The sequence below is a fragment of the Caulobacter sp. UNC279MFTsu5.1 genome (genome assembly GCF_900114015.1).
Classification (GTDB): Bacteria; Pseudomonadota; Alphaproteobacteria; order Caulobacterales; family Caulobacteraceae; genus Caulobacter.
The window spans coordinates 32,067-47,511 of the sequence record NZ_FORN01000024.1 but is presented as its reverse complement, the minus strand read 5'-3'; the positions used below and the strand labels follow the sequence as shown (position 1 = coordinate 47,511).

The 15,445-nt window shown below is 71.6% G+C and carries 15 protein-coding genes and 1 tRNA gene; 6 read left to right on the top strand and 10 right to left on the bottom strand.

What is annotated here, in order from left to right:
- Nucleotides 1–31 precede the first annotated feature (31 nt).
- The 4 genes from BM066_RS14635 to acs form a co-directional block, all read right to left on the bottom strand.
- The gene (locus tag BM066_RS14635) at nucleotides 32–1,699 is read right to left on the bottom strand and encodes a DUF4166 domain-containing protein (protein ID WP_089929046.1); all 1,668 of its coding nucleotides are present in this window, start codon (nucleotides 1,697–1,699) and stop codon (nucleotides 32–34) included.
- Nucleotides 1,696–2,130, bottom strand: coding sequence for a thiol-disulfide oxidoreductase DCC family protein (locus BM066_RS14630; RefSeq protein ID WP_089929043.1), 435 nt, complete (start codon nucleotides 2,128–2,130; stop codon nucleotides 1,696–1,698). The genes BM066_RS14635 and BM066_RS14630 overlap by 4 nt, the downstream gene beginning before the upstream one ends.
- A complete protein-coding gene (locus tag BM066_RS14625) occupies nucleotides 2,127–2,684 on the bottom strand; it encodes an SRPBCC family protein (protein WP_255367594.1) in 558 nt (185 codons plus the stop codon). The genes BM066_RS14630 and BM066_RS14625 overlap by 4 nt, the downstream gene beginning before the upstream one ends.
- A 194-nt stretch (nucleotides 2,685–2,878) precedes the next feature.
- On the bottom strand, nucleotides 2,879–4,819 hold the full coding sequence (gene acs, locus BM066_RS14620) for an acetate--CoA ligase (protein ID WP_089929039.1): 1,941 nt from the start codon (nucleotides 4,817–4,819) through the stop codon (nucleotides 2,879–2,881).
- 336 nt (nucleotides 4,820–5,155) lie between these two features.
- On the opposite strand from acs, the gene BM066_RS14615 reads away from it, so the two are divergent.
- Nucleotides 5,156–5,905 carry a creatininase family protein gene (locus tag BM066_RS14615; protein WP_089929037.1) on the top strand — a complete coding sequence of 250 codons (750 nt, stop codon included), beginning with the start codon at nucleotides 5,156–5,158 and terminating at the stop codon, nucleotides 5,903–5,905.
- Between the two features lie 161 nt (nucleotides 5,906–6,066).
- Here the strand turns inward: BM066_RS14615 and BM066_RS14610 are convergent, their stop codons facing one another.
- The 5 genes from BM066_RS14610 to tsaD form a co-directional block, all read right to left on the bottom strand.
- Nucleotides 6,067–6,849, bottom strand: coding sequence for a class I SAM-dependent methyltransferase (locus BM066_RS14610; protein ID WP_089929035.1), 783 nt, complete (start codon nucleotides 6,847–6,849; stop codon nucleotides 6,067–6,069).
- Nucleotides 6,850–6,972: 123 nt separating this feature from the next.
- The gene (locus BM066_RS14605; protein WP_089929033.1) at nucleotides 6,973–7,341 is read right to left on the bottom strand and encodes a Rieske (2Fe-2S) protein; all 369 of its coding nucleotides are present in this window, start codon (nucleotides 7,339–7,341) and stop codon (nucleotides 6,973–6,975) included.
- A 122-nt stretch (nucleotides 7,342–7,463) separates the two neighbouring features.
- Complete coding sequence (locus BM066_RS14600) at nucleotides 7,464–7,745, bottom strand: YciI family protein (RefSeq protein ID WP_089929031.1); 282 nt, start codon at nucleotides 7,743–7,745, stop codon at nucleotides 7,464–7,466.
- A 23-nt stretch (nucleotides 7,746–7,768) separates the two neighbouring features.
- Nucleotides 7,769–8,764, bottom strand: coding sequence for an NAD(P)H-dependent glycerol-3-phosphate dehydrogenase (locus BM066_RS14595; protein WP_089929029.1), 996 nt, complete (start codon nucleotides 8,762–8,764; stop codon nucleotides 7,769–7,771).
- Entirely contained in the window at nucleotides 8,761–9,864 is a 1,104-nt protein-coding gene (tsaD, locus tag BM066_RS14590) for a tRNA (adenosine(37)-N6)-threonylcarbamoyltransferase complex transferase subunit TsaD (protein WP_089929026.1), read from the bottom strand. The genes BM066_RS14595 and tsaD overlap by 4 nt, the downstream gene beginning before the upstream one ends.
- 71 nt (nucleotides 9,865–9,935) lie before the next feature.
- Here tsaD and hemC point away from each other — a divergent pair, with 71 nt between their 5' ends.
- From hemC to BM066_RS14565, 5 genes are all read left to right on the top strand, one after another.
- Entirely contained in the window at nucleotides 9,936–10,892 is a 957-nt protein-coding gene (gene hemC, locus BM066_RS14585) for a hydroxymethylbilane synthase (protein WP_089929023.1), read from the top strand.
- A gap of 4 nt (nucleotides 10,893–10,896) precedes the next feature.
- Nucleotides 10,897–11,604 (top strand): uroporphyrinogen-III synthase, encoded by a 708-nt coding sequence (locus BM066_RS14580; protein WP_089929020.1) that lies wholly within the window; start codon nucleotides 10,897–10,899, stop codon nucleotides 11,602–11,604.
- A 105-nt stretch (nucleotides 11,605–11,709) separates the two neighbouring features.
- Complete coding sequence (locus BM066_RS14575) at nucleotides 11,710–12,630, top strand: COG4223 family protein (protein ID WP_089929018.1); 921 nt, start codon at nucleotides 11,710–11,712, stop codon at nucleotides 12,628–12,630.
- Entirely contained in the window at nucleotides 12,627–14,186 is a 1,560-nt protein-coding gene (locus tag BM066_RS14570; RefSeq protein WP_089929016.1) for a heme biosynthesis HemY N-terminal domain-containing protein, read from the top strand. Before BM066_RS14575 ends, BM066_RS14570 begins: the two co-directional genes overlap by 4 nt.
- Before the next feature lie 87 nt (nucleotides 14,187–14,273).
- A tRNA-Thr gene (locus BM066_RS14565) sits at nucleotides 14,274–14,349 on the top strand.
- A gap of 323 nt (nucleotides 14,350–14,672) precedes the next feature.
- Here the strand turns inward: BM066_RS14565 and BM066_RS14560 are convergent.
- Entirely contained in the window at nucleotides 14,673–15,323 is a 651-nt protein-coding gene (locus BM066_RS14560; RefSeq protein WP_143093740.1) for a DUF6445 family protein, read from the bottom strand.
- Nucleotides 15,324–15,445 lie beyond the last annotated feature (122 nt).

The following is a 15,445-nucleotide window of genomic DNA, read 5'->3' as shown; positions in this document are numbered from 1 at the left end:
CCGGGCCCGAGGCGCCAAGATTACCGTCTTGTCATGAAAGCCGGCCGGCATAGCCGAAGATCACGCCCAGCCAGGGATGGGCGACCAGGACGCGGAAGCGATAGGCGGGAGCTCCATCCGGGTCGAGGCGGCCGAACGTCCGGGCCCGGATGCGCGGCGCCCAGGCGCGAGGCAAGGGGACGGGACCCAGCCGCCAGCCCTCGAAGGTCCAGGAGAAGCCGTCGGGATAGGGCGCGACCGCGAAGCGGAAGGTCAGGACGCCGGCCGTCTCCTCGAACGTCCACGGATCGTCGCGGGTCGGCGCGATCGTCGAGGCGAAGGCGCGCTCGCCGAACCGGCGGACCCAGCGCTCGCCGCCCGCCGTCGGCGTGATGGTCACCGTCGTCGCGTGCCGGCCGGCGGGCGGCAGGCCCTGCAGGCGGCGGACCAGGGCGGGCAGGCCGGGCGCGCCGCGCGCCCGGGCCCAGCCGGTCAAGGTGACGGCCTCGACCCCCGCATGGGCGTGGTGAACGACGTCGGGCTGGAGGTTCCACGTGTCGCCCAGCAGGCGGGGGAACAGGCCGGGCATGTCCAGGGCCTGGCTTTCCAGCCGGGTGCGGATCGGCAGGCCGCCCAGCTCGCGCAGGATCGCGTCCAGGCTGAACAGGCCAACGCAGGGCGTGGCGCGGGGCTCGCCCAGCCGGCCGTCGAGCAGGGCGCGCAAGCTGGCCGCCGCCGGGGCGGCCGGGGTGTGGGGACCCGCGCCGGCCTCGGCGCACAGGCTCCAGCGCGCCAGCCGCCGCGCGCCGTCGGCGTCCAGGCCCTCGGCGCTCACGACCATCCCGCCCCGGTCGGAGCCGAGCGGCGCGACCCAGCCCGCCGCCTCGCCCAGCAGCACGGCCAAGGGCTCCAGGGTGCGGACCAGCCGGACGCGCCGAACCAGGCTCAGCGCCCACAGGCCCAGATGCAGCATCGGCAGCTCCAGCCCGGCCCGGAAGACCGCGTCGCGGCGAGCGTGGAAGCGAGCGGGCAGCAGGTCGAGGTCGGGCGTCTCGGCCAGGCTGGTCCAGCGGCGGCCAAGGCCCGGGAAGGGCGTGCGGCGCGGATCGCTCCAGCCCGGCCGGGTCGTCCAATGGCCGTTCACGAACACCCGCACCGGCGCGCCGGCCCAGGCCAGGATGGCGCGGATCACCGACAGGCCTCGCGGCGCCCGCGCGCCTGGCGAGATCGCCGCCTCGATCCGCTCGATCCGGGTCCAGCCGGCGGTCATGGCGTCGAGGGCGGCGTGGCTGAGGGCGGGGGTCGAGCTGGCGCCGGTGATCGCCCACCGCTGGGCGGCGCGGGCCTGGCCGTCCAGCGCCGTCTCGAAGTCGGCCACGAAGTCGCGGGCGTCGGCCAGGTCGACATAGTGGGCGCCGGCCGTCAGCACCGCGCGGGGGAAGGCGTGGTCCTGTCCCTGGAACGGTCCGGCCGCGTCGACCACCGCCCAGGCGCCGAGGGCGGCCAAGCCCCTGGGGTCCAGGCGGTCCAGTCGCGTGACCTCGATCACCGCCGCGGGCCTGGCCTTGGCCAGCTCGGCCGCCATGGCGTCCAGCCGGGCGAGGTCGCGGGCCGCCAGCACCAGCACCACATCGGGCCAGCGGGCGATCATCGCCGCCAGCCGGCGGCCGAACACGCCGCTGGCCCCGACCAGGACGATGCGCTTGCGGCCGTCATTCATGCGGTCGGGGCTTCTGGGGGCGGCGGCTCCAGCACGAAGCGGGCGCGCTGCTCGGGCGTCGGCAGCATGCAGGTCGAGCGTTTGCCCATCAGCCGATAGCGGTTGGCGGCCAGCCCGTCATAGGCGGCGTCCAGCCAGGATCGCGGCAGGACGCCGATCGCGGCCAGCCACGACCAGGGCGCGCCCAGCCGCCGCAGCAGGGCCAGGATCGCGGCGCTCTTCACCAGCGCCCGGCCGCCGTCGAGAAACAGGAAGCTGGTCGGCCGGTCGGGGTCGATCCCGTGGTCCAGGGCCAGCCGCCGTCCGTAGGCCGACTGGATCGGGGTGAAGCGGATCAGGCCCCTGCGGTCGATGGCCAGCACCGCCCGGACCGAGCCTGAACACAGGTTGCAAACCCCGTCGAACAGCCAGAGCGGCTCGGGAACGCTCATCGCGCCGCCGCCACGCTTTCGCGGCGCAGGGCCCGCAGGGCGGTGGGGACGTCGCGGCGCATGGCCATGATCGTCACGCCGTCGGGCAGGCCGAAGGGCGCGGTGGCGCGGTTCTCGTAGGTGACGCGGGTGCCCCGCCCGCCGTCGCGCGGCTCCAGCAGCCACTGGCCCTCGCAGTCCCTGATGTCGCCGGCCTCGCAGCGGAAGGCGATGCGCCGGTAGGGCTCCAGGGCCAGCCGCGAGGTCGAGTGCAGGGCCGGCAGCAGGAAGCTCCACTTGACCACGTGTTCGCGCAGCTCCTCGCGGCCGGAAGGATCGCGCGACAGCACGGTGCAGCGCTTGACGCTGGGGGTCATCCGGGCGGCCCGCCCGCAGTCGAGGATGGTCGCCCAGACCACCTGCGGCGGCGCGGCGATGTCGATCATCGCCCGCACCTGGCCGCCCCGGCCGGTCGGGTCGGTATGGGCCTCCAGGGCGACGTCGCCGCTTTCGATCCGGCGCAGCCAGTCCGGGCTCGGATCCGGGACGCCGGCGACCGCGGGGACCGCCAGCATCACGAACGCAACGACAAGGGCTCGGCCACGCATGGATGGAGGCTAGAGCATTTTCGAGCGAAGTGGATACCGGTTCGCGTGAAGGAAATGCGCCAGAACAAAGATCCAGAGCGTTCCGGGGCGGGATTGAAGCGGCTTCTTCGTCCGTCATTGTCCGAACCGGTCGGGGATGACGGACGTCGAGGGTGAGGCCGTCAGGCCCCCGCCCGGTTCTTCACCAGGTCGTCGACCACCGAGGGATCGGCCAGGGTCGAGGTGTCGCCCAGACTGCCCAGCTCGTTCTCGGCGATCTTGCGCAGGATGCGGCGCATGATCTTGCCCGAGCGGGTCTTGGGCAGGCCGGGGGCCCATTGCAGCACGTCCGGGGCGGCGAACGGGCCTATCTCCTGGCGCACCCAGAGGATCAACGACTTGCGCAGGTCGTCGCTCGCCTCGACCCCCGACTTCAGCGTCACATAGGCGTAGACGCCCTGGCCCTTGATATCGTGCGGATAGCCGACGACGGCGGCTTCGGCGACCGTGTCGTGGGCGACCAGGGCGCTCTCGATCTCGGCGGTGCCCAGACGGTGGCCCGAGACGTTGATCACGTCGTCGACCCGGCCGGTGATCCAGTAGTAGCCGTCCTCGTCGCGGCGGCAGCCGTCGCCGGTGAAATACTTGCCCGGATAGGCCGAGAAATAGGTGGCGAAGAACCGGTCGTGGTCGCCGTAGACGCCGCGCATCTGGCCCGGCCAGCTGTCGGTGATGACCAGGTTGCCCTCGGTCGCGCCCTCCAGCACCTTGCCGTCGGCGTCGACCAGCTGCAGCTTGAGGCCGGGCAGGGGCTTGGTGGCCGAGCCGGGCTTCAGGGCCGTGGCGCCGGGCAGGGGCGAGACCAGGATCCCGCCGGTCTCGGTCTGCCACCAGGTGTCGACGATCGGCAGGCGGTCCTTGCCGACCACGCGGTGGTACCACAGCCAGGCCTCGGGATTGATCGGCTCGCCCACGCTGCCCAGCAGGCGCAGGGACGACAGGTCGTTCTTCGTCACGTGGTCGTCGCCCTCGCGCATCAGGGCGCGCAGGGCCGTGGGGGCGGTGTAGAAGATCTCGACCCTGTGCTTGTCGACCACCTCCCAGAACCGGGCCGGGGTCGGATAGTTGGGCACGCCCTCGAAGATCAGGCTGGTCCCGCCATTGGCCAGCGGGCCGTAGACGACATAGCTGTGGCCGGTCACCCAGCCGACGTCGGCGGTGCACCAGAACACCTCGCCGGGCCGGTAGTCGAACACCGCCTCGTGGGTCCAGCTGGCCCAGGTCAGGTAGCCGCCGGTGGTGTGCATCACCCCCTTGGGCTTTCCCGTCGAGCCGGAGGTGTAGAGGATGAACAGCGGGTCCTCGGCGTTCATCGGCTCGGGCGCGCAGGTGGCCGAGGCGGCGTCCTTGACGTCGTCCCAGACCACGTCGCGGCCTTCGACCACCGGGACCTCGGCGCCGGTCCAGCGGATCAGCAGCACCTTGTCGACCTGCGGGCACTGCTCCAGCGCCTTGTCGACATTGGCCTTCAGCGGCACGCGCTTGCCGCCGCGGCGGCCCTGGTCGGCGGTGATCACCAGGCGGCTCTCGCAGTCCTGGATGCGGCCGGCGATCGAGTCCGGCGAGAAGCCGCCGAACACCACCGAATGAATCGCCCCGATCCGCGCGCAGGCCAGCATGGCCACGGCCGCCATCGGGATCATCGGCAGGTAGATGGTGATCCGGTCGCCCTTCTTGGCCCCCAGGTCCTTGAGGACATTGGCCATCCGGCAGACCTGCTCGTGCAGCTCGCCATAGGTCACCGTGTAGGAATCGCCCGGCTCGTCGCCCTCGAAGATCAGGGCCACCTCGTCCTTGCGGTGCGGCAGGTGGCGGTCCAGGCAGTTGGCCGAGGCGTTCAGCACCCCGTCGGCGTACCAGTGGATGTGGAAGTCGTCCTTGGCGAACGAGACGTCCTTGATCCGGGTCGGCGCCTGGATCCAGTCCAGCCGGCCGGCCAGGTCGCGCCAGTAGCCCTCGGGATCGGACTCGACCCGGGCCAGCGCCGCCTCGTAGCCGGCGGCGTCGATATGGGCCTTGCCCGCCCAGTCGTCGGGAACCGGAAAAACCTGTCCGTCGCTCACGCCGTCTACTCCCTTGGCCTTGTTGCGGCGGAGTTATGCGCGGTGCGGCGCGTCGCGCAAGAAGACCTCTGCGGTTTCTCGAAACGATCGTCCGTTCAGGGCGCGGCTGTGGTCGGGCTGCCGGGCGTGCGCCGTCTAAGGCTGGCGGGTCAGCACGGCTGCGGAACCACCCGCGGATAGGGCTTCTGCTCGTCCCAGCGGCCCGAGAACAGCGTCCTGGCTCTCTTCCGTTCGCAAAGAGGGTCGGCTTCACCGTTGGAAGGGCGTAAAGCCCTGCCCAAGTTGGGCGCGGGCCTTCCCCGGCGCCGCCCAGGATGTCTCGCGGAGTTTCCAGCCATGCTGCTCGCCCTTTCGACCTGGCCCGAGATCGAGGCCTATCTGAAGACCTCGAAGACGGTGGTGGTGCCGATTGGCTCGAACGAGCAGCACGGCCCGACGGGCCTGCTGGGCACCGACTGGCTGTGTCCGGAGATCATCTCGCACGAGGCGTCCAAGCTGTCGGACGCCGTGCTGGTGGCCCCGACCTTCAATGTCGGCATGGCCCAGCATCACCTGGCCTTCCCGGGGACCATCTTCCTGCGGCCCTCGACCTTCATCGCCGCGATCGGCGACTGGGTGCGGTCGCTGGGCGCGCACGGCTTCGAGAAGATCTATTTCCTCAACGGCCACGGCGGCAACGTCGCCTCGATCGAGGCGGCCTTCTCGGAGATCTACGCCGAGTACAGCTTCCGCAAGGAGCGCGCCCCGTTCGCCCTGAAGCTGAAGAACTGGTGGGATCTGAAGGGCGTGCTCAGCCTGGCCAACCAGCAGTTCCCGGTCGGCCACGGCAGCCATGCGACCCCGTCCGAGATCGCCGTGACCCAGTGGGGCTACCCGGACAGCATCAAGACCGCCGACTACGCGCCCAGGATCGCCCCCACCGGCCCGATCCGCGAGGCCCTGGACTTCCGCGCTCGCTACGCCGACGGCCGCATGGGCTCCGACCCGGGCCAGGCCACGCCGGAGAAGGGCGGAGCGCTGGTGGCCCAGGCGGCCAAGTCGCTGATCGAGGACCTGGCGGAGTTTTCGGCGGAGGTCAGGGTTTAGATCTTGTCCTTCTCCCCTTGCGGGAGAAGGTGTCGGCGAAGCCGACGGATGAGGGGTCGATGAAAGATGTCGCTGCGTACGGCGGCGGAGATGCCGGCGCGACCCCTCATCCGACCTCCTTCGGAGGCCACCTTCCCCCGCAAGGGGAGAAGGATCGTCTCTTACCGCGGAATTTCGGCGATCTTGGTCAGCGCCACCTGCCGGTACACCGCGGTGATCTCGAAATACCGCCCGAAGGCGCCGTAGAACTGGTCGGTGGCCTGTTTCACGCCCGGGCCGCCGATCTCGCTGATGTCGTGCCAGTAGTCGTCCAGCACCATCATGCCGCCCACGCTCAGCAGGCTGGCGCAGAAGCACAGGTCGATCAGCACGGCCAGGGCCGTGTGGCTGCCGTCGACATAGATCAGGTCGAACTGCTCGCCGGCCGCCAGCATCTTGGGCAGCTCGTAGGTCGAGAACCCCTTGCGGGCGGTCATCGACCGGAACGAGGTGCGGGCCATGTTGCGGTGAAAGCGCGGCTCGACGGCGTGGTATTTCTCTTCCGGGTTCAGGGCCTCGTCGAACCAGGGATCGATCACCGTGACGTCCAGGCGGTCCGGCATCAGCCAGTCCATGAAGGCCAGGTTGCGGCCCTCATAGGCCCCGATCTCCAGATAGCGGATCGGCGCGTCGCCGCGCTTGCCGGCGAAGGCGCGCAGCAGCGGCGTGACGAACGGGATGTTGTTGGACGCCCAGCCCGAGGTGAACTCGTAGCCGGTCTTTTCGCTGTGGGCGTTGAAGGCCTCGACCACCGAATGGTCGCGCCTGGCCAGCATGGTGCGGGCCAGGTCCGGGGCGAAGCGTGGGTTGACCTTGGCGAACGAACGCAGCTTGGCCCCCAAGCCTCGGGCGTCCTGGGCGTCGGTCAGTTCGGCGTCGAAATTGGTCGTGGACCCGTCGGCCATGGCGCGGTTTCCCGGTTTGTGTCGGGCGCAAGCCTAGGTCGAACGGGTTAAGACGAGGTTCGAAAGCATTTTCGAGCGAAGTGGACACCGGTTCGCGTGAAGAAAATGCGTTAAAACAAAGATTTAGACGACGACGATATCCGAGCCCTCGATCCTTACGGGCCAGGGCGTCAAGGCGACGTCCTGGCAAGGCCCGGCCACCATCGCTCCGTCCTCGATCCGGAACAGGGCCGCGTGGCCGGCGCAGAGGATCAGGTCGTTCTCGCGGGTCAGGAACCGGCCGTTCGGCCCGGCCAGGGGCCAGCCGGCGTGCGGACAGCTGTCGACGTAGCCGACCACGGCCTGGCCCCGCCGGACGACGAAGCCGGCGAACACGGCGTCCTCGACCCGGAAGCGAAAGCCCCGCGCGCCGGGCGAGGCGATCTCGTCCAGCGGGCACAGGATCGTGCCAGCGGCGGGCCGGGCGGGGTTGGCGAGGTCGGTGCGGGACATGGGGTTCAAATATGATTGTCATCCCGGAAACGGCGAAGCCGTTATCCGGGACCGCCGGAAGCGCCGGCGCTCAGGCGTCGGTCCCGGATCGGCGCGCTGCTCGCTTGTCCGGGATGACAGTTTTAGACGCTGCCGATCGCCAGCCGCCAGAAATGCACCTCGACGCTTTCGAACACGCCGGCCGCGGTGAAGGGGTCGTTGTCGGCCTGGGCCTGGGCGGCGGCCTTGTCTTCGGCCTCGACCACGATGATCGAGCCGATGGGGTTGCCGTCGTCGTCCAGCAGGGCGCCGGCCAGCTTCAGGTTCTTCGAGTTGTTCAGATAGTCCAGGTGGGTGGGACGGGTCGCCAGGCGGGTTTCGAGCGCGCCGGGCTTGTCCTTGCAGATGATGGCGTAGAGCGGCATTGCGGTTTCCTCTTCGAAAGGGATCAGGCCTCGGCCTTCAGGGGCCGCGAGAGCAGGCCCAGGATGGCGCTGTCGACGTCGACCTCGCCGGCCAGGATGGCGGCGACGGCCTCGCAGATCGGAGTCTCGACGCCCAGCGAGCGGGCCAGGGCGCGGACAGCCGGCGCCGAGGCGACGCCCTCGGCCACCGAGACCTTGCCGGCCAGGGCCTGGTCCAGGGTCTGGCCGCCGCCCAGGGCCAAGCCGACGCTCATGTTGCGCGACTGCGGGCTGGAGCAGGTCAGGACCAGGTCGCCCAGGCCGCACAGGCCGGCGACGGTCTCGGCCTTGCCGCCCAGGGCGACGGCCAGGCGGGTCAGTTCGGCGAAGCCGCGGGTGATCAGGGCGGCGTGGGCGCTGCGGCCCAGGGCCTTGCCCTCGGAAATGCCGCAGGCGATGGCCAGGACGTTCTTCACCGCCCCGCCGGCCTCGGCCCCGATCACGTCGGCGGCCCAGTAGGGGCGGAAGGTCGGGATGGCGATCGCCGCGCCGATCCGGCGGCCCAGATCCTCGTCCTCGCAGGCCAGGGTGACGGCGGTGGGCAGGCCGCGCGCCACCTCGCCGGCGAAGCTGGGCCCTGACAGCACGGCGATCGGCTGGCCCGGCAGCACCTCGGCGGCGACGTCGCTCATCAGTTTCAGCGTGCCCTGCTCGACGCCCTTGGAGCATAGCACCACCGGGACGCCGGCCTGCAGGTGCGGCTTCAGGGCCGTGAGGGCCGAGCGCAGGTGCTGAGCCGGCGGCACGGCCAGGATCAGGTCGCAGGCTGACAGCGCGGCCATGTCGGCCGAAGCCATGATGGCCTCCTCCAGCTTCACCCCGGCCAGGAACATGGCGTTCTCGCGGTCGGCGGCGATCGAGGCGACGACCTCGGGCTCGCGCGCTTGCAGGGTGACCTGGAGGCCCGCCCGGGCCGCGACCTGGGCCAGGGCCGTGCCCCAGGCCCCGGCGCCGATGACGCCCGCGTGCGTGAAGGTCATGCCTTGGCTCCCTTGCGGCCGAAACTGTTGCTCGGATTGGATAGCGCCGCCGCTTCGTCCAGCGGCCAGCGCGGACGCGCCACGGCGTCGAGGTCGTCGGAGATCCCGACCGCCAGCCGCTCGGCCCCGGCCAGGGCGATCATGGCGGCGTTGTCGGTGCAATAGGCCAGCGGCGGGGCGTCGAACGAAAAGCCGTTATCGGCGCAGTTCTTCTGCAGCGCGGCGCGCACCGCGCCATTGGCGGCCACCCCGCCGGCCACGACGAAGCGCAGGGCCTGGCCCGGATGGCCGGCGGCGTAGAGCTTCATCGCCCGGTCCGTGCGCTCGGACAGCTGGCGGGCGATGGCGAACTGGACGGCGGCGGCCAGGTCGGCGCGCTCCCGCGCGTCCGTGATCTTCTCGGCCAGCCGCGCGGCGGCGGTCTTCAGGCCCGAGAACGAGAAGTCGCAGTCCTTGCGGCCCAGCAGGGCGCGCGGCAGGTCGAACCGGCTCGGGTCGCCGGTCGCCGCCAGCTTCTCCAGGGCCGGACCGCCCGGATAGGGCAGGCCCAGGCTCTTGGCGATCTTGTCGAAGGCCTCGCCCGCCGCGTCGTCGATGGTGGTGCCCAGGCGGGTGCAGGCCCCGACCCCGGCCACTTCCAGGAGCTGGCAGTGACCGCCCGAGACCAGCAGCAGCAGGAACGGATAATCGATCGACGCCCCCAGCCGGGCCGAGACCGCGTGGCCTTCCAGGTGGTTAACCGCCACCAGCGGCAGGTCGCGGGCCAGGGCCACGGCCTTGCCGAACGCCAGGCCGACCATCACCCCCCCCACCAGGCCCGGGCCGGCGGTGGCGGCCACCCCGTCCAGGGCGCCGAAGTCCAGCCCCGCCGCGCGCATGGCCTCGGCCGCCACGGCGTCGATGGCCTCGACGTGGGCGCGGGCGGCGATTTCCGGCACCACCCCGCCGAACGGGGCGTGCTGCTCGAACTGGGTGCCGACGATCGACGACAGCACCTCGACGCGGCCGTCCGCGTCCCGGCGCACGACGGACGCGGCGGTCTCGTCGCAGCTGGTCTCCAGGCCGAGGATGGTGAGGGTCGACTTCGTAAGGGGCGTCATTCGGTTGCCGGGGTCTCGCCGCTCCTGTAGCAGCGAAGGCTCTTATTCGCTCTGCAGGTAACGCCCCCACCGTGTCCCGGCAACCCATCCGCATCGGCGCGCGCGGCTCGAAGCTGTCGCTGGCCCAGTCCGGCCTGATGCAGGCCCGCATCGCGGCGGCGCTCGGCGCCGGTCCCGGCGACGATCCGGAGGCCTTCGCCCAGCTGATCCCGATCGTCACCAGCGGCGACCGCATCCAGGATCGCCGGCTGATGGAGATCGGCGGCAAGGGGCTGTTCACCAAGGAGATCGAGGAAGCGCTGCTGGACGGCCGCATCGACTGCGCCGTCCATTCGCTGAAGGACATGCCCGCCGAACTGCCGCCGGGCCTGGTGCTGGCCGCCACGCCCGAGCGCGAGGATCCGCGCGACGCCTTCATCAGTTCCGTGGCCGAACGCCTGGAGGACCTGCCCCAGGGCGCGCGCCTGGGCACGGCCTCGCTGCGTCGCCAGGCCCAGGCCCTGCACGTGCGGCCCGACCTCGAGATCGTCATGCTGCGCGGCAATGTCGACACCCGCCTGGCCAAGCTGGAACGCGGCGAGGCCGACGCCATCCTGCTGGCCCAGTCGGGGCTCAATCGCCTGGGCCTGGGCCATCTGACCCGCAGCTGGCTCGACCCGCTGGCCGCCCCGCCGGCCCCGGGCCAGGGCGCCCTGGTGATCGAGACCCGGGCCGAGGACGTCGACCTGCCCTGGCTGCAGGCCGTCCGCTGCCAGGCCACGACCCTGGCCGTCGCCGCCGAGCGGGGCGCGCTCTACGCCCTGGAGGGCTCGTGCCGCACGGCGGTCGGCGCCCATGCCCGGCTGGACGGCCTGGACCTGACCCTGATCGTCGAGGCCCTGACCCCGGACGGCGCCCAGCGCTTCCGGCGCGAGGGCGCCATCACCCTCTCCGGTCACGAGGCGACCGACGAGGCCCGGGCCCTGGGCCTGGAGCTTGGAAGCGCCGTCCGCGCCGAGGGCGGCCCGGCCCTGATCCTGACCGAGTAGGCCGATGACGGGCGGCGCGCGGCGGATCTGGGTCACCCGGGCCTCGCCGGGCGCGGAAGCCACCGCCGCCCGCCTTCAGGCGATGGGCCTGGCGCCGCTGGTCGACCCGCTGCTGGAGGTCCGCGACCTGTCGCCGAGCCTCGACCTGGCCGGCGTCGCCGCCCTGGCCTTCACCAGCGCCAACGGCGTCGCCGCCTTCGCCCGCCTCCATCGCGATCGGGATCGGCCGGTCTTCGCGGTCGGCGAGCGGACCGCGAAGACGGCCCGCGAGGCCGGCTTCGCGACGGTCGCCTCGGCCGACGGCGACGTCCAGGCGCTGGCGGGCCTGATCCTGGGCCAGGCCGAGCGCCTGGACGGCGCGGTGCTGCATCCTTCTGCCCTGGAGCCGGCGGGCGACCTGGTTTCGCCCCTGGTCGCGGCCGGGCTGTGCGCCCGGCGCGTGGCCGTCTACGAAACGGTCGACCGCGATCCCGCCCCCGCGACCCTGGCTGGGCTGGACGCGCTGGAGGCGGTGCTGCTGCATTCGCCGCGCGCGGCGCGGGCCTTGTCCCGATGGCTGGCGGAGCGCCCCGCGCCGGGCCTGCGGGCGCTGTGCCTGTCGGCGGCGGTGGCCCGGCCGCTCGGGACGCTGGTGCAAGCGGGCGGCCTGGGCTGCGTGATGTCCGCGCCGCACCCGACCGAAACCGCGCTGCTGGGTCTGCTCGCGCCCTAGATCCTTGTTCTGGCGCATTTTCTTCATGCGAGCCGGCGCCCGCTTCGCGCGAAAATGCTCTAGCTGAACATTGCGCGGCGCGGCGGCGTGGGGCACGAATGGCGCATGACGCTCGCTCCAGATCCCGTTGACTCCGATGCGCCGCGCGACCCGGCGCTGTATCGCCGTCGTCGCCTGCTGGGGCCGGGCTTCTGGGCGCTGATCGCCTTCGGGATCCTCTGCGTGGCGACCGGCGCGGCCCTGGCGCGATTCGGCCCGACCTGGTTCTCGCGCGCCAAGGCGCCGCCGACGGTCCAGCAGTCCGCGGGCGGTCCGGCTCCGTCGCCGTCGCCCGCTGCTCCGTCGTTCCGGAGCGCGCCCAGCGTCGCCGCCGTCCCGCCGTTGGCCGCCGAGGACGTGGCCCAGCTGGAAGGCCGGGTCGCCGTGCTCGAGACCGGCCAGCAGCGGGCGCTGGACGCCGCCGGCGCGGCCCTGGCCGCCGCCACCCTGGCCGACGCCGCCCGCACCGCGCGGCCGTTCGCCGAGGAGCTGGTCAGCCTGGAGCGGGTGCTGCCCCTGTCGCCCGACCTGCGGGCCCTGGCGCGCCTGGCCCAGGACGGCGCGCCGACCCGCGCGGGCCTGGCCGACGAGTTCGCGGCCCTGGCCGGCCGCGCCGCCGTCGCCGCCCGCGACCCCGGCCGCAACGCCGATTTCCTGGCCCGACTGCGGCACGCCCTGTCCAGCATCGTCTCGATCCGCCAGGTGGGCTCGACCCAGGGCCAGAGCCCCGACGCGGTGCTGGGCCGTGCGCAGACGTTGGTGAACGAGGGCGACATCGAGGGCGCGCTGACCGCCGTCGAGCGCCTGCCGGCGCCGGCCCAGACGGTGCTGGCCCCCTGGCGCGCCGCCGCCGAGCGCCGGGTCGAGATCGATCGCCACATCGCCGCCATCCGCGCCGACGCCCTGGCGGGCCTGGTCCAGGTGACGCGCGCCCAGGCCCCGGCCGCCCCGGTCGCCGCCACGCCCGTCGTCCCGGTGGCCCCATGATCCGGGCGGCGATCGTCTTCTTCCTGGTCGCCGCCCTGGCCGTGGCGGTGGTCGCCCTGACCGGCGAGCCCGGCGCGGCCAGCCTGGACTGGATGGGCTGGCGGGTCGAGATGACGGCCGCCGCCGCCGCTCTGCTGACCCTGTTCGCCGCTCTGCTGGCCACCATCCTGTGGCGCGGCCTGCTGTGGGTGGTCGAGGCGCCCAAGCGCGCCGCCCGGGCCCGGGCCGAGGCCAAGCGCAAGCAGGGCGTCGAGGCCCTGTCGCGCGGCTTCCTGGCCGTGGCCGCCGGCGACGGCTCCGAAGCCCGCCGCCTGGCCCAGAAGGCCTCCGAACTGGCCGAGGACGCTCCGGCCCTGGTCCGGGTCCTGGCCGCCCAGGCCGCCGAGGCGGCGGGCGACCACGTCGCCGCCCGCCAGGCCTACAACGCCATGCTGGGCTTTCCGGAGATGCGCCTGGCGGGCCTGCGCGGCCTGATGCAGACCGCCCTGGCCGAGGGCGACAAGGCCCTGGCCCTGCGGCACGCCGAGACCGCCTACGGCCTGGCCAAGACCGCCCGCTGGGCCTGGCGCGCCTTGCTCGAGGCCCGGCTGGAGGCCGGCGACTGGAACGCCGCGCTGGAGCTGGTCCGGGGCGCCCTGGAGCGCAAGATCGTCCCGCCCCTGGTCGCCGAGCGCGCGCGGGCCGCCCTGCTAGCCGCCTCGGCCGCCGGCCTGGAGGAGTCCGACGACCCCAAGGTCCTGGCCCAGGCGCTGGACTTCGCGACCCAGGCGGCTAGGCTCAAGCCCGAGTTCGCGCCAGGCGTGGTGATGGCCGCGCGCCTGCAGGCCGCCGACGGCAAGGCCGCCAAAGCCAGCGCCCTGATCGAGGCCGCCTGGAAACAGGCCCCGCACCCGGCCCTGTGGCTGGCCTATCGCGATCTGAAGACCAGCGAGACCCCCAAGCTGCGGGCCGCCCGCCTGGCGGCCCTGGCCAACCTGAAGCCCGAGGCCCGCGAGAGCCGGCTGCTGAAGGTGGAGAGCGCCCTGATCGGCGGCGATCCGCTCGCCGCCCGCGCCGCCGCCCGTCTGCTTCCCGAGGAGGCGCTGACCGCGAGGGTGGCCGGCCTGATGGCCCGCGTCGCCTACGCCAACGGCGAGGCCGACGAGGCCCGCGCCTGGGTCGCCCGGGGCGCGGCCGCGCCGCAGGAGCCCGACTGGTCGGACCTCGACCCCGAGGGCCGCGCCTTCGCCTACGCCCGCGACGACTGGGCGCGGCTGACCGTCAGCTACGCCGAGACCGGCGAGCTGATCCATCCGCGCTTCGAGCGCCGCGAACGCACGATGAGCGAGCTGCCGCAACTGCCCTCGGCCTATGCCGAATCCACGCCGTTCGTGCGGGCGGCCGAGACCGGCGGCGCCTTGATGCCCATCCCGGACGATCCTGGAATCGGGCCGGGAATCGGTCCGGGCGGCTTCGACGCGGCCCCGCCGCCGGAGCCCGAAACCGGCGGTCCGGCGCCGCGCCGCAACGCCGGTTCACGCCGACGCTTGGCAAGCGGCCCGCGCGCCGCTAAATAGGCCCCTCCTCGCGCCGGGTCGGTGATTTGGCGACGGGAGCACCAGTGTCTTCCGGGTCTGTTCCGACCGGTCCCGGAGACGAAGCGCGCCGCTTTAGCTCAGCTGGTAGAGCACCTCATTCGTAATGAGGGGGTCACAGGTTCGAGTCCTGTAAGCGGCACCACCCTTCCAGCTAGGAAATCGACGGGCGATGGGCGTAGGGGCCTAAGCGCTTGGTCCGTCGTGGGTCCCACCTGGGTATGCCTTCCAGCAGGGAAGGACAGGTGATGCATGCTCAACGAGCGCCGCGAGATCGACCCATGACGGACGCCTTTTGCGAAATGTCCAGCGCCTGACGCCCCTCCGAAAATCAACCTTCCGGGCGGGTCACGATGTCCGCTTCAAAGGGGGCGGAGGCGAGAGCCGTTTTCACGCTGGACACCAAGTCGCCCTAGGCTGACAGCATCGCCGCGGGAATTGCGACTGCGCCCATCCGCCCCGCGAGGGCTATGCAAGGCGAATGAAGACGTTCGCAGTCAGTCGTTCCTGGCATCCCAGGTCCGTGAAGTGATCTGAAGGAATCATTCCCGAATGAAGAGCATTGCTTGGGTAAACGGCAATTCTGCCACGGTGCCCGGTGATTTCCGCGGTCATTTCATATTCGTCGTTTGATCCGCATATATAACTTTCGCGAGCCCCGAGATGCGCTATCGACGCTAAATAGTAGTCGAGCTTGTCTTGGGTTATTCGCTCCAATCCAGTGGCGCGATGGCGGTAGAGGGCGGTCCCCATGGTGGGGGTCAGGTAGTGCAAAATGGCGATCATCTTGCCACTGGTGTCGTCAAAATGCGGGTGGCTCTGATGCCTCGTGAGTTTTTCAGGGCGCGTCGTGACCTTTGATAGGGATGCCGATGTGGCCCCCAAAATGTCTGCGTTGAATGCATCGCTGATCGTGGGCGCCAAGGTGTTCAACATGGGACTGATGTAATCAGCCATCAGGCTATCGCCTGGCATGATGAAATGGCGCTCGCCTGGGTATGGGCCTGTAGCTTGCGGGTAGGGAGACAGCGCGCGCGCGCGACTGACAATCGCGTCAAGGTCGGCGACATAGTTGTCGACGATCAGGACCGGCACTTTTTCGTGCCCGACATAGAGCAAGTGTGGTTCGATTGTCGTCAGCCTCTTCGAGCCCGTCCGTCCAGCCCGTCCGCCGTCGGCCGCCAGATCAGTCCGCTGCCCCACAGGCGCAGAACCAAAACGATCCCCGAGCGCCTATTGCC

What these genes read in the sequence shown, in the direction of transcription:
- BM066_RS14635 (WP_089929046.1), bottom strand. Translation starts at nt 1,699, where the DNA reads ATGAATGACGGCCGCAAGCGCATCGTCCTGGTCGGGGCCAGCGGCGTG.
- BM066_RS14630 (WP_089929043.1), bottom strand. Translation starts at nt 2,130, where the DNA reads ATGAGCGTTCCCGAGCCGCTCTGGCTGTTCGACGGGGTTTGCAACCTG.
- BM066_RS14625 (WP_255367594.1), bottom strand. Translation starts at nt 2,684, where the DNA reads ATGCTGGCGGTCCCCGCGGTCGCCGGCGTCCCGGATCCGAGCCCGGAC.
- BM066_RS14615 (WP_089929037.1), top strand. Translation starts at nt 5,156, where the DNA reads ATGCTGCTCGCCCTTTCGACCTGGCCCGAGATCGAGGCCTATCTGAAG.
- BM066_RS14610 (WP_089929035.1), bottom strand. Translation starts at nt 6,849, where the DNA reads ATGGCCGACGGGTCCACGACCAATTTCGACGCCGAACTGACCGACGCC.
- BM066_RS14605 (WP_089929033.1), bottom strand. Translation starts at nt 7,341, where the DNA reads ATGTCCCGCACCGACCTCGCCAACCCCGCCCGGCCCGCCGCTGGCACG.
- BM066_RS14600 (WP_089929031.1), bottom strand. Translation starts at nt 7,745, where the DNA reads ATGCCGCTCTACGCCATCATCTGCAAGGACAAGCCCGGCGCGCTCGAA.
- BM066_RS14595 (WP_089929029.1), bottom strand. Translation starts at nt 8,764, where the DNA reads ATGACCTTCACGCACGCGGGCGTCATCGGCGCCGGGGCCTGGGGCACG.
- tsaD (WP_089929026.1), bottom strand. Translation starts at nt 9,864, where the DNA reads ATGACGCCCCTTACGAAGTCGACCCTCACCATCCTCGGCCTGGAGACC.
- BM066_RS14580 (WP_089929020.1), top strand. Translation starts at nt 10,897, where the DNA reads ATGACGGGCGGCGCGCGGCGGATCTGGGTCACCCGGGCCTCGCCGGGC.
- BM066_RS14575 (WP_089929018.1), top strand. Translation starts at nt 11,710, where the DNA reads ATGACGCTCGCTCCAGATCCCGTTGACTCCGATGCGCCGCGCGACCCG.
- BM066_RS14570 (WP_089929016.1), top strand. Translation starts at nt 12,627, where the DNA reads ATGATCCGGGCGGCGATCGTCTTCTTCCTGGTCGCCGCCCTGGCCGTG.